Genomic DNA, 12,604 nt, shown 5'->3' with positions numbered 1-12,604 from the left:
GGCAGCGCGGCGGCGGCCGGGACCCGGCGGGGCACGCGGCCGGGCCTGGCGCGGGCGGCGCTCGCCGCGACCAGCGCGGTGCCGGCGAGGGTACGCAGCGGCAGCGCGGCGTCGGCGCCGGTGACCTCCCGGCGGGAGAGCGCGGTGACCGTCCAGGTGTGCGCGGCGACGGTCACCGCCGCCGGTACCGCCCGGAGCGTCCGGCCGCCCGTCGCGCCGAGCAGCACGTCCAGCCCCCGGCAGGCGGCCATCACGGCCGGCCCGGCCGCCGTCGACTTCGCCGCGAGGTCGTACCCCCAGACGGCGGCGGCGAGCGGGACCGCGACGGTCGCGGCGCGCCGGCCCCCCGCTGCGGCGGCCAGCGCGACCCCGGCCGCGGTGAGGCCGGCGGCGAGCCCGAGCGCGGCCCCCGGGGCGACCCGGCCGCTGGGGATGGGCCGTTCGGGGCGCTCGACGGCGTCCAGCCGGCGGTCCGACCAGTCGTTGGCGGCCATCCCCGCCCAGTAGAGCAGGACGGACGCGGCGGCCAGTCCGGGCGTACGCCGGCCCAGCGCCCCGGCGGCGGCCGCCCCGGCGACGACGTCGCCGGGCACGGAGAGCGCGGCCGGCGCCCGGACCAGCTCGGCGAGGTCAGCGACGCGGGTCATCGGTGCCTCCCGCGTGCAGCCGGCCGGCGAAGCCGCAGAGCGTGCGCCACTGCTCGGCCAGCGAGTGGGTGGGCGCACCGATCGGGTCCTTGAAGAAGAAGGCGAGCTCGGTCAGGGGGCCGGCGTGCCCGGCGGCGTGCGCGGCGGCGGTGAGCCGGGCCAGGTCGAGCACGAGGGGCGCGGCCAGCGCGGAGTCGCAGCCGTGCCAGGTGAACTCCATCCGCATCCCGGTGCCGAGGAAGCCGGCGAAGGTGATCAGGTCCCACGCGGTCTTGAAGTCGCCCAGCGCCTCCACGTACTCGATCCGGGTGCCGCCCTGCGGCAGGTGGCCGAGCGTCTCGCCGAGCACCCGCTGCTTGCTCTCCACCTTGGCGGCGTTGGCGGCGGGGTCGGCGAGGGTGGCGCCGTCGCCGCCGCCGAGCAGGTTGAACCCGGACCAGGAGCGCACCGCCAGGTGCCGCATCGCGAACATCGGCGCGAGCACCGACTTGACGAGGGTCTCCCCCGTCTTGCCGTCGTGCCCGGCGTACGGGACGCCCCGCTCGGCGGCCAGCGCGGCCAGGGCCGGCAGCCGCAGCCCGGTGGACGGGGTGAAGTCGACGTAGGCGCAGCCGGCCCGCACCGCCGCGTACGCGTAGAGCGAGCTGGGCGGCAGCACCTCGTCGGGGCCGGCGAGGGCGGCCCGCAGCGCGGTCGGGTCGGCGTGCCCCGGGTGCGGCTGGGCGGCGGGTTCGGTGGCCGAGACGTTGACCACGACCACCCGGTCCAGTGCGTGCCGGCGGCGGAAGTCGGTGAGGTCGCGGGCGGTCGCGTCCGCTCGGTCCGCCTGGCGGCCGCCGGTGGGCGCCGGACGCAGGTCGCGCTCGACGGCGGCCAGCTCCTCGGCCAGGGCGGTGACGAGCCGGCCGGGCAGGACGCCGGCGGCGGCGAGAGCCTCGGCGCGCTTGGCCAGCGGGGTGGCCACGACGTCGTGCCCGCCGAAGACCAGATCGGCGAAGGAGGGCAGGGCGGGCCCGCGCAGCTCGGGCAGTTCGGTGACGCAGCCGGTCGGGCCGGTGAGCCCGGCCCGCAGGGCGAGCGCCCCCACGATGCTGGTGGTCGCGACCGAGCCGCGCGCTCCCACCAGCCAGACACCCGTACGCATGGTGCTCCTTCCCGATCAGGAGGAACCAGCCGTGCATTGAGTTACATGGATATCAGAAGTTTGTTCGGAAAGATATGGGTCTGTGCGGATGGGCCCCGCCCGCCGGCCGCCCCGGTCACCCGGGTCGGCGTCGACGTCGGCGGCGGCGACGCCGGCCCGGTTTCCGGTGCGGGCGCGGACGGACGGGGCTGGCAGGCAGGGCCGGTCGGCGTCTCGTCCCTGCCTCCCCCGCATCCGCCGGCCGGGACGTGGGCACGCTCCGGCCGGACGTCGTGGGGTGAAGCGGCCCGGCGGGGTCGCCGGGGTGGTGGGCGGTCCTCCGGCGCGACCGGGGAATCCCGGTCCGGCCGCACCGGACGACCGTCCTGCTCGTGCGTCACCGGGCCACGCCGGCCCGGCCACACGTCCTCCGGTCCCGACCTCGTCCCGGCCGCGGGGCGCAACCGCGGCCGGTCCCTCGCCGGTCGGGGCCGGAGGTGGCTCAGACGGCGACCGCCGCCAGCGCCGGCTCCACCTCAGTCCAGGAGGAGCCGAGTTCTGCCGACCGGGTCACCGCGTCCAGCACCAGCTGCACCTGCAACCCGTCGGCGAAGGAGGGGGCCGGGTCGACGCCGGTGGCGACCGCCTCGACGAAGTCCCGCGCCTGGTGGGTGAAGGAGTGTTCGTAGCCGATGAGGTGGCCCGGCGGCCACCAGGCGGACATGTACGGGTGCTCGCCCTCGGTCACCAGGATGCGGCTGAAGCCCTGCTCGGCGGCCGGTCGGGTCGCGTCGTAGAACTCCAGCTCGTTGAGGCGTTCCAGGTCGAAGGCCACCGTGCCCAGCGAGCCGTTGATCTCCACCCGGAGGGCGTTCTTGCGCCCGGTGGCGAAGCGGCTCGCCTCGTACGTGGCCAGCACGCCGCCGTCGAGGCGGGCCACGAAGACCGCCGCGTCGTCGACCGTCACCGTACCGGTGGCGCGGTGGTGGCCGTCGCCGTCGACCGTGGCGGCCAGCCCGCTCGAACCGCCCGGCAGCGGTCGCTCCTTGACGAAGGTCTCGGTGACGGCGCTGACGCCGGTGATCCGCCGGCCGGTGACGTACTGGGTCAGGTCGATGATGTGCGCCCCGATGTCGCCGAGCGCGCCGGAGCCCGCCCTGTCCCGCTGCAACCGCCAGACCAGGGGGAACTGCGGGTCCACGATCCAGTCCTGCAGGTAGGCCGCCCGGACGTGCCGGATCACCCCGATCCGCCCGTCGGCGATGAGCTGGCGCATCATCGCGACCGCGGGCACCCGCCGGTAGTTGAACCCGCACATCGAGCGCACCCCGGCGGCCTGCGCGGTCGCCGCCGCGGCGGCCATCGCCCGGGCCTCGGCGACCGTGTTGGCCAGCGGCTTCTCGCACAGCACGTGCTTGCCGGCGGCCAACGCGGCGAGGGCGATCTCGGCGTGGCTGTCCCCGGGTGTGCAGACGTCGACCACGTCGATGTCGTCCCGGGCGATCAGGTCGCGCCAGTCCGTCGTGTGCGCCTCCCAGCCGAGCCGGTCGGCGGCGTCGGCCACCTTTCCGGCGTCCCGGCCGCAGACCAGCGCCATCCGGACCCGCGCCGGCAGGTCGTACACCCGGTTCACGGTGCGCCACGCCTGTGAGTGCGCGGCGCCCATGAACGCGTAGCCGACCATGCCGACCCGCAGTTGCCTGTCTGTCGTGGACAAGGTGGGTCTCCCCCCGTGTGTCAGAACCCGAGCTTGAGGTAGTTGCCCGCGTTCTCCTTGGTGATCGTCTCGGAGGCGAGGATGATCTCCTTGGGCACCTGGAGTTCCACCAGGTCGGACATGCCCCGGCCCTGCCCGATCAGCCGGGCCAGGGAGATGGCCGAGGAGGCCATCGACGGGCTGTAGGTCACGGTCGCCTTGAGCACCGTGTTGTCGGCCTGGATGTCCTCCATCGCCTTCTTCGAGCCGGCGCCGCCGACCATGAAGAACTCCTTGCGGTTGGCCTGGCTGACGGCGGCCAGCACGCCGATGCCCTGGTCGTCGTCGTGGTTCCAGACCGCGTCGATCTTCGGCAGGGCCTGGAGCAGCTGCGCCGCCTCCTGCTGCCCGGAGTCGGCCGTGAACCGGGCCGCCCGGCGGTTGGCGACCTTGAAGCCGTTCGCCGTCAGGGTGTCGACGAAGCCCTTCGACCGCTCCTGGGTCAGCTCCAGCTCGTCCATGCCGGCGATCTCGCCGATCACCGGGTTGCTGACGCCCTTCGCCTTGAACTGCTCGATCATGTAGGTCGCGGCGGCGACGCCCATGCCGTAGTTGTCGCCCTTGATCTGCAACCGGTAGGCGCGCGCGTCCGGGAAGGCCCGGTCCAGGTTGACCACCGGGACGCCGGCCTTCATCGCCTCCAGCCCGAACGCGTTGAGCTCCTTGCCGTCGTGCGGCAGCAGCACGATCACGTCCGGCTTCTGCGAGATCAGCGTGGACAGCGCCGCCCGCTGGGCGGCCGCGTCGGCGCCCGCCTCGACGGCCTTGAACTCCACGTCGGAGTACGCCGCCGCCTGCGCCTTGGCGTTGTTGGTGATCGCGGCGATCCAGCCGTGGTCGGCCGCGGGGGCGGAGAAGCCGATGATCACCCGCTTGCCGGGCTCGGTGTTGCCGCCCGGCGCGGCAGCCGCCTTGGTCTGCGCCTCGGTCGGCTTGGCGTCGTTGCTGGTGCAGCCGGCGAGCAGCACGCCGGCGCCGGCGGCGGCCCCGCCGAAGAGCAGCCGGCGGCGCGACACGTCGCGACTGTGCTGGGTCATGACGACCTCCTGGTTTCACGGGTGGTGGAGGAGTAACTCGCGGTGCGGAACGGGATGTCGGGCGTACGTGGCCCGGCCACCGTCGTTCGAGTGGCCCGGCTACCGGGTGGTGCGGATCTGGTGGGACGGGTCAGGTGGTGAGCCGGTTACGGCCCAGGAACTGGGTGAGGCTGCGGAACTGGACCTGCTGGACCAGGACGGCGGCGACGATGATGCCGCCCTTGACCATGTTCTGGGCCTCGGTGGAGAGGCCGTTGATGGCGAAGAGGTTGGTGATGGTGGCGAAGATGACCACCCCGAGCAGGGAACCGATGATGGTGCCCCGCCCGCCGCTGAGCAGCGTGCCGCCGATGATCGCGGCGGCGATCGCGTCCAGCTCGTAGAGGTTCGCCATCGCCGCCTGCGCCGAGTTGGCCTGGGCGGTGAGCATGATGGCGGCGATCCCGCAGCAGAGGCCGGAGAGCGCGTAGAGCAGCACGGTGTGCCGCCGGACGTTGATGCCGGCGAGCCGGGCGGCCTCCGGGTTGCCGCCGACGGCGACCGTACGCCGGCCGAACGTGGTGCGGTTGAGCAGCACCCAGCCGGCCGCCACCACGGCGGCGAGGATGTAGACCAGCAGCGGGATGCCGAGCAGGTGGTTGCTGGCGAGACCGTTGATGAAGGTGTTGTCGGAGACCTGGGTCTGCTTGTCGGAGATCTCGGCGGCCAGCCCTCGGGCGGCCACCAGCATGGCCAGCGTGGCGATGAACGGCACCAGCCGGCCGTACGAGATGAGCAGCCCGTTGACCAGGCCCACCGCCACCCCGACGGTGAGCGCGCTGAAGATCATGCCGCCGGCGCCGTAGCTCTGGGTGGCCACCGTGGTGCACCAGACCCCGGCCAGGGCGACGATCGCGCCGACCGAGAGGTCGATGCCGCCGCCGATGATCACGAAGGTCATCCCGACGGTGACCACACCGACCACGGCGGCCAGCTTGAGGATGCTCAGCACGTTGTCCCAGACCCAGTCCGGATCGGAGTACAGGTCGGAGCGGGTGAGGGCGCCGATCACGATGAGCACCACCAGCACGCCGAGCAGGCCGAGGTTGCGTCGGACGCCCTCGCCGCCGTCCCCCCGCCACCAGGAGATCCGGCCCTGGGCCGCCACCTTGTGCACCGCCCCGGCGGTCTCCGCCGGATCCACCGGCGGCGACTGTGCCGGCAGTTGCGCGGCCCGCTCCGGCGCCGCGGTGGGAGTAGGACCCTCGGTCATGCCGGTGCGCCTTCCATCAGGGACCCCGCCATGACGAGGTCGAGCACGGTGTTCTCGTCGAGTTCGCCGGCCGGGGCCTCCCGGACGACCCGGCCCTCCCGCATCACCAGCACCCGGTCGGCCAGGCCGAGCACCTCGGGGACCTCGCTGGAGACCAGCAGCACCCCGACGCCGCCCGCGGCCAGGCCCCGGATCACCTGGTAGAGCTCCGCCCGGGCGCCGACGTCGACGCCGCGGGTCGGCTCGTCGAGCAGCAGCAGCCGGGTGTCGCCGAGCAGCCAGCGCCCGACCACCACCTTCTGCTGGTTGCCGCCGGAGAGGGTGCGCACCGGCCGGCGGACGTCGCGGGGGCGCAGCTCCAGGCTCTCGGCGATCCGGTCCGCCTCGGCCCGCTCCCGTCCGACGTCGGTGAACCCGGCGCGGGCGTAGCGGGCGAAGGTGGCCAGGGTGACGTTGCGGTAGATCGGCTCACCGAGCAGCAGCGCCTGGCTCTTGCGCTCCTCCGGGGCCATCCCCATGCCGGCCCGTACCGCCGCGCCGACGCTGCCGGGGCGCAGCGCCCGGCCGGCCATCCGCACCGAGCCGGCGTCGGGACGGCGCGCGCCGTACACGGTCTCCAGCAGCTCCGAGCGGCCCGAGCCGACCAGGCCGGCGATGCCGACGATCTCGCCGGCCCGCACCCGCAGCGAGACGTCGGCGAACTCGCCCGCCCGCGTCAGCCCCTCGACGGTGAGCAGCTCCGCGCCGTCGGCCGCGCCGCTCGGGCGGTCCGGGAAGACGTACTCGATGGTGCGCCCCGTCATCCGGCTGACCAGGTCGCGGGTCGGGGTGTCGCGGGCCGGCAGGTTGGCCGCGGTGGTCCGGCCGTCCTTGAGTACGGTGACCCGGTCGCCGATCTCGCGGATCTCCTCCAGCCGGTGCGAGATGTAGATGACGGCGATGCCCTGCGCGGTCAGCTCACGGATGATCCGGAACAGGTTGCCCACCTCGTCGTGGGCCAGCACGGCGCTCGGCTCGTCCATGATGATCAGTCGCGCCTCGTGGGAGAGCGCGCGGGCCATGCTGACGATCTGCTTGCCGGCGGCGGGCAGCGCGCGCACCATCCGTCCCGGCGGGATCTCGGCGTGGCCGAGCCGGCCGAGGATCTGCCGGGTACGCCGGGCCATGGTGCCCCGCCGGACGAAGCCGAACCGGCGCGGCTCGTGGCCGAGGAAGGCGTTCTCCCCCACCGAGAGATCCTCGACCAGGTCGAGTTCCTGGTAGATGGTGGCGATGCCCGCGCGCATGGCGGCCTGGGGGTTGGCGAAGGCGACCGGCTCGCCCCGCCACTCGACCCGCCCCGAGTCGGGCCGGTGCACCCCGGCCAGCACCTTGATCAGGGTCGACTTGCCGGCGCCGTTCTGCCCGAGCAGGCAGTGCACCTCACCCGCGCGCACCTCCAGCTGCACCCCGTCCAGGGCGCGTACGCCCGGGAAGGTCTTGACCACGTCGGTGAGGCGCAGGACCACCTCGCCCGCGACGGCGTCGTCCGGGGCCTCGACCAACGGGGCACCCCTGTCCTCGGCACTCATTCCGGCCTCCCGCTCCGTCGTCCGCCGCCGTGCGGCACGGCCGCGCCGTGCCGGTGCTCCATCCGCCGCCCGCTCATGACGCCTCCGCGAAGGCCACGTCGCTGGCCAGCACGGCGGCGCCGGCGACGCCGGCGCGCGGTCCCAGCTCGGACAGGACGACCGGCAGGTTGCCGGTGGCCAGCGGCAACGACCGGCGGTAGACCACGCTTCGGATCTCCGCCAGCAGGATGTGCCCGAGCTGGGCGAGCCCGCCCCCGATCACGATCATCGACGGATTGGTGAAGCTGACCAGCCCGGCCAGGACCCCACCGACCCGCCGACCCCCGTCGCGAATGAGCTGGATGCAGGTCACGTCCCCCTCGCCGGCGCCCTCGGCGACGTCGCGGGCCGTCACCGACGCCCGGGTCGAGAGCCGCTCGGCGAGCGCGGGCGAGGTGCCGGCGCGCGCCGCGGCGGTCGCGTCCTTGGCCAGCGCGGCCCCGCTGAAAAGGGCCTCCAGGCAGCCGACGTTGCCGCAGGAGCACATCGGCCCGTGGGCGTCGACCTGGATGTGGCCGATGTCCCCGGCGCAGCCGTCGGTGCCCCGGTAGACCTCGCCGCTGAGATAGATCCCGCACCCTATCCCGGTGCCGATCTTGACGAAGAGGAAGTCGTCCACGGAGTGGGCCACCCCGCCGTGCCGCTCCCCGATCGCCATGATGTTGACGTCGTTGTCGGCCACCGCCGGGCAGCCGTGCTCGCGGGTGAGCAGCTCGCGCACCGGGAACCGGTCCCAGCCCGGCATGATCGGCGGGGAGACCGGTACGCCGTCGCGGAAGCTGACCGGGCCGGGCACCCCGATGCCGACGGCGTCGAGCCGCTCGTAGGCACCATCCACCCTGGCCTTGTGCAGCAGGTCGTTCACCCGCTGGAGGATCACCTTCGGGCCGCTGCGGATGTCGGCCGGCTCGGCGTACGCGGCGACCGGCTCCAGCCGGCCGTTGACCACCTCGACGTCGATGGAACTCGCCCCCAGGTCGACGGCGGCGAAGCGCAGGGCCGGGCTCAACTCGACCAGGGTGGACCGACGGCCGCCCCGGGAGGCGGCCAGCCCGGCCTCGGCGACGTAGCCGAGGCCGACCAGCCGCTCCAGCTCCGCCAGCAGTCGGGGGCGGGGCATCTGCAACCGGTCGCCCAGCTCGGCCCGGGACACCGCACCCTCGTCGCGCAGCAGCCGCAACAGGCGTACGTGCAGGGGGTCGACCGTCCGCACCGGGTTCACCTCTTCGCGGGCTCATGCACATCGACGTGACGCCGAGGTGTCGTGCCCGACACAGTAGGAGTGTTCTGCGCCACGTGTCCAGAGCTTCGGCCGATCTGACGCAAACTTTCGTCCGTTCGAACAAAAGCTACCGACGCCTCAAGAAAACCCCCGCGTCCACGCGACCACGCGGGCGCGATCTTGCACTTTGCGCTCCGGCGAAGGGGGCATACCGGGCGGCGTTGGGGCCGAACGTGCAAGATCGCGGGAGCTCCGGAGCGCGGAGCGCGCGGGGAGGGGCGGGAGGGTGGGGAGGCGGGAGGGTGGGGAGGGGTGGGCGAGGGACGGGCCGGCGGGGACGCGAACCGCCCCGCCCCGCGGACGGGCGGGGGACGCGAACCGCCCCGCCCCGCGAACGGTGGCGGGGCGGGGCGGGGTAGCGGTCGGGTGCCGGGGGTCAGCGGCGGTTGGCGGCGTTGCGCTTCTTCTTGAGCTTGCGGTCGTCGCGCAGCTCGACGTACGGCTCGTCGTCCGGGGAGTGGCCCGCCTCGATGGCGCGGCTGCGCTCCAGCTCGGCGTCGAACTCGGCGCCCAGCAGGATCGCGATGTTGCTCAGCCACAGCCAGATCAGGAAGATGATCACACCGGCGAGCGCCCCGTACGTCTTGTTGTACGAGCCGAAGTTGCTCACGTAGAGGGCGAACAGGCCGGAGATCACCAGCCAGATCACCACCGCCAGCACCCCGCCGGGGCTGACCCAGCGAAAGCCGCCGTGCCGGGCGTTCGGCGAGGCCCAGTAGAGGATCGCGAACATGAGGCTGACCAGGAGCAGCAGCACCGGCCACTTGGCGATGTTCCACACGGTCACCGCCGTGGAGCCCAGCCCGATGGCGTCGCCCACCTGCTCGGCCAGGCTACCCGTGAAGACCACGATCACCGCGCTGGCCAGCAGCATCACGCCGATCACCGCGGTCACCCCGACGCGGATCGGCAGCGTCTTCCAGATCGGCCGCCCCTCCGGCACGTCGTAGATGGTGTTGGAGGCGCGCATGAACGCGGCGACGTAGCCCGACGCCGACCAGAAGGCGGCGAGCAGACCGAGGATCGCGGCGAAGCCGGCGAAACCGCCGCTCTGCTGCGCCTGGTTGATCGCTCCCTCGACGATCTGCCGGATGCTGTCCTGCGGGACGACCTCGTTGACCGTGTCCTTGACGCCCTGCGTGGCCCGCGGGCCGAGCAGGCCGAGGATCGAGATCAGCACCAGCAGGCCGGGGAAGATGGAGAGCACCCCGTAGTACGTCAGCGCCGCCGCCCAGTCGGTGAGGCTGTCGTCCTGGAACTCCCGCACCGTGCGGCGCAGCGCCGCCTTCCAGCCGGCGCCGGGCAGCTCGGCCGGGCTGTCGGGGCCCTCGTCCGGCCCGACCGGGCGGCTCCCGGGGTTGCGCCGCTCGGCGCGCGCGGAATCGGCCCTCCGGTCGGCGTGGCCCGCCCGCCCGGCGGCGGCCGCCCCGGACTCGTCGCGGTCGCGCCCGCTGCGGGCGGAGGACTCGGTGGAGGCCATCGCCCCTCCCTCGTGGTCGGTGTCAGTCCCCTCGACATGCCCCGGCAGCGGCGCTGGTTAACCACCTACTTGTAGAGCAGCCTGCCCATCCGGCGCGAGGCGACCAGCAGGCCCACCACCAGGGCCACGAGCAGATAGAGCACGTCGAGCACCCAGTGGCTGCCCGCCGTGCCCACCGAGACGCCGCGGATCAGGTGCACCGCGCGGTAGAGCGGGGTCGCCTCGATCACCCAGCGCAACGCGGTCGGGTAGTCCTGGGCGGGGACGAACGTGCCGGAGAAGAGGAAGAGGGCGAACTGGACCGAAGCCAGCAGGTCGAAGTCGTGCCAACTGCGCATGAAGGTGGAGATCGCCATGCCCAGCGCGCCGAAGGCGAAGCCGACCAGCACGGCCGCCGGGAAGGCGACCATTGCCCGCGCGACGGTGGTCAGCTCCATCGCCACCATCACCACGAGGAACCCGGCCGAGTAGGCGCTGCCCCGCAGCATGGCCCAGCCCAGCTCGCCGAGCGCGATCTCGAACGGCCGCACCGGGGTGGCGATCACCCCGTCGTACAGCTTCATGTGCTTCATCTTGCCGAAGAAGTTGAAGGTCGTCTCCGACAGCGCGCCCGACATCGCCGAGGACGCGAGCATGGCCGGCGCGACGAAGGCCGCGTACGTGACGACCGCGCCACCGGGCAGCGTGAGGTCGCCGATCAGCGCGCCCACCCCGACACCGATCGAGAACAGGTAGAGCAGCGGCTCCACGATGCCGGAGGCGAGCAGCAGCCAGTAGACGGGCTTCAGGGCCGCCACGTTGCGCTCGGCCACCGAGACCGAACGGCGGGACGCGCCGGCGATGTTGACCAACCGGGGCAGGACGAGGCCGACCACGGCACCTCCTAGACGACGAGCCTGCGGCGGAACGCGCGGCGGGCCAGCAACCAGCCGGCGACCGCCCAGGCCGCGAGGTAGAGCAGGTGGCCGACCGTCGACCACTGCGGAGCGACCCCGAGCGTCGCCGCCCGGCAGAGGTCGACGCCGTGCCACAGCGGCGTCAGGTATGCCAACCAGCGCAGCGCCAGGGGCAGCGACTCCACCGGGAAGAACACCCCGGCGAAGAGCGTCATCGGGATCACCGCGAAGCGGAGCAGCATCGCCAGCCAACTGTCGCTCGACACCGTCGCCGCGTACGCGAAGGTGGGCGCCGCCACGGCCAGGCCGAGCAGCACCACCACCGGCAGCGTGGCCACCGCCCAGGGCGAGCGCACCGCGCCGAAGAGGGCTGTCACCAGCAGGAACGCCGCCATGCTGGTGAGCACCCGGAACAGCACGAAGGCAAGGTGACCGGTGAGGAGGTCGCCCACCCGCAGCGGCGCCGCACTCTGCGCGAGGTAGGTCTTGACCCACTGGAAGTTGCTGAAGACGGGCCACGTCGACTCGCTGACCGCCACCTGCAACGCGGACGACGCGATCAGGCCGGGCACGATCCAGTCGAGGTAGCGCACCCCGTCGACGCCCTGGTCGACGTAGCCGCCGACACTGACGCCGAAACCCAGCACCGTCAGCACCGGCAGCAGGAACGAGGAGAAGACCCCGGCCCGCCAGGTGCGCCGGTAGGCGGCGAGATGGTAGGACAACACCGCCAGGGCGGGCACCCCCGGCGCCGACGGCGCCCGCCGCCGCACCGGCTGCGTCACGCTCACGCGGCCACCTCCGTTCCGCTCCGCGTCCACCACGGCCTTCCTACTGCACGGGTACGACAGGCGGCCGCACCGGCACCCGCCGTTCCGCCGCCCACCTGTGCCTCAGCGCTGGCGGGCCGCGCGGAGCAGCGCCAGCACCGCGTAGCCGAGCAGCAGCAGCCCGGTGCCGGTGCCGACGACGAGCCCCGCCGGCACCGCCGATACGAGCGCGGTGACCAGCCCGGCCAGGGCGACGGCGCACACGGCCGCCCCGAGCAGCCAGAGCAGCGGGTCGCGCAGCACCGGGACGAGAGGGAGGAAGTGCAGCCCCACCGCGGCACCGACCAGCACCGGGATGAACTCCGACCAGCCGGCGAGGGCCAGCACGACGGCGCCGAGCCCGGCGCCGGCGAACTCGGCGAGGACGATCAGGAGGTAACGGCGGTCGGCGGCGCGATCCCTGGCGGGCGTCCCGGCCCTCCGGGCACGGGCCACCACGACGGCCCCGATCACCGCCGTGACCAGTGCCGCCCCGCTCGCCACCACCAGCAGGGTGCGCAGCGGCGGGTCCGCGGCCGGCACGCTGAACCAGATCGTCGCGAAGACGCCGAGATAGAGCGCGGCCAGCCCGGCCTGGCTCCGGGACTGGAACTGCAGTGTCGACATGACGCTCCTGTGCTCGTCGCCCGGCGGTCGCGGCCCTCCGGCCGCCGATGCTACGTAACCTCGCCGCCGGTGGCGTGCCGCCCGG

General features: G+C 73.6%; 11 protein-coding genes. All 11 read right to left on the bottom strand.

Going from position 1 to position 12,604, the window contains the following annotated elements:
• Positions 1-647: SCO3242 family prenyltransferase (locus V6V16_RS24330; RefSeq protein WP_334565587.1), on the bottom strand; the 647-nt coding region annotated here is incomplete at its 3' end.
• On the bottom strand, positions 631-1,791 hold the full coding sequence (locus V6V16_RS24325) for an inositol-3-phosphate synthase (protein ID WP_334565585.1): 1,161 nt from the start codon (positions 1,789-1,791) through the stop codon (positions 631-633). The genes V6V16_RS24325 and V6V16_RS24330, both read right to left, overlap by 17 nt.
• A gap of 481 nt (positions 1,792-2,272) precedes the next feature.
• On the bottom strand, positions 2,273-3,454 hold the full coding sequence (locus V6V16_RS24320) for a Gfo/Idh/MocA family protein (protein WP_442934147.1): 1,182 nt from the start codon (positions 3,452-3,454) through the stop codon (positions 2,273-2,275).
• A gap of 53 nt (positions 3,455-3,507) precedes the next feature.
• On the bottom strand, positions 3,508-4,563 hold the full coding sequence (locus V6V16_RS24315; protein ID WP_334565581.1) for a substrate-binding domain-containing protein: 1,056 nt from the start codon (positions 4,561-4,563) through the stop codon (positions 3,508-3,510).
• Between the two features lie 130 nt (positions 4,564-4,693).
• Positions 4,694-5,815, bottom strand: coding sequence for an ABC transporter permease (locus V6V16_RS24310; RefSeq protein ID WP_334565580.1), 1,122 nt, complete (start codon positions 5,813-5,815; stop codon positions 4,694-4,696).
• Entirely contained in the window at positions 5,812-7,386 is a 1,575-nt protein-coding gene (locus V6V16_RS24305; RefSeq protein ID WP_334565579.1) for a sugar ABC transporter ATP-binding protein, read from the bottom strand. Before V6V16_RS24305 ends, V6V16_RS24310 begins: the two co-directional genes overlap by 4 nt.
• A 73-nt stretch (positions 7,387-7,459) precedes the next feature.
• Positions 7,460-8,638 carry an ROK family protein gene (locus tag V6V16_RS24300; RefSeq protein ID WP_334565578.1) on the bottom strand — a complete coding sequence of 393 codons (1,179 nt, stop codon included), beginning with the start codon at positions 8,636-8,638 and terminating at the stop codon, positions 7,460-7,462.
• A 445-nt stretch (positions 8,639-9,083) separates the two neighbouring features.
• Complete coding sequence (locus V6V16_RS24295) at positions 9,084-10,187, bottom strand: YihY/virulence factor BrkB family protein (protein WP_334565577.1); 1,104 nt, start codon at positions 10,185-10,187, stop codon at positions 9,084-9,086.
• A gap of 65 nt (positions 10,188-10,252) precedes the next feature.
• Complete coding sequence (locus tag V6V16_RS24290; protein WP_334565575.1) at positions 10,253-11,062, bottom strand: ABC transporter permease; 810 nt, start codon at positions 11,060-11,062, stop codon at positions 10,253-10,255.
• A gap of 8 nt (positions 11,063-11,070) precedes the next feature.
• Positions 11,071-11,868 carry an ABC transporter permease gene (locus V6V16_RS24285; RefSeq protein ID WP_334565591.1) on the bottom strand — a complete coding sequence of 266 codons (798 nt, stop codon included), beginning with the start codon at positions 11,866-11,868 and terminating at the stop codon, positions 11,071-11,073.
• Positions 11,869-11,976: 108 nt separating this feature from the next.
• Positions 11,977-12,519, bottom strand: coding sequence for a hypothetical protein (locus V6V16_RS24280; RefSeq protein ID WP_334565573.1), 543 nt, complete (start codon positions 12,517-12,519; stop codon positions 11,977-11,979).
• Positions 12,520-12,604 lie beyond the last annotated feature (85 nt).

The organism is Micromonospora sp. CPCC 205561, assembly GCF_036906775.1.
Classification (GTDB): domain Bacteria; phylum Actinomycetota; class Actinomycetes; order Mycobacteriales; family Micromonosporaceae; genus Micromonospora.
Note: the sequence above shows the minus strand (reverse complement) of the source record. Positions and strands in the feature narration are given on the sequence as shown.

Coding starts and splice junctions, on each gene's coding strand:
- V6V16_RS24280 (WP_334565573.1), bottom strand. CDS start 12,519: ATGTCGACACTGCAGTTCCAGTCCCGGAGCCAGGCCGGGCTGGCCGCG.
- V6V16_RS24295 (WP_334565577.1), bottom strand. CDS start 10,187: ATGGCCTCCACCGAGTCCTCCGCCCGCAGCGGGCGCGACCGCGACGAG.
- V6V16_RS24320 (WP_442934147.1), bottom strand. CDS start 3,454: ATGGTCGGCTACGCGTTCATGGGCGCCGCGCACTCACAGGCGTGGCGC.
- V6V16_RS24315 (WP_334565581.1), bottom strand. CDS start 4,563: ATGACCCAGCACAGTCGCGACGTGTCGCGCCGCCGGCTGCTCTTCGGC.
- V6V16_RS24325 (WP_334565585.1), bottom strand. CDS start 1,791: ATGCGTACGGGTGTCTGGCTGGTGGGAGCGCGCGGCTCGGTCGCGACC.
- V6V16_RS24305 (WP_334565579.1), bottom strand. CDS start 7,386: ATGAGTGCCGAGGACAGGGGTGCCCCGTTGGTCGAGGCCCCGGACGAC.
- V6V16_RS24310 (WP_334565580.1), bottom strand. CDS start 5,815: ATGACCGAGGGTCCTACTCCCACCGCGGCGCCGGAGCGGGCCGCGCAA.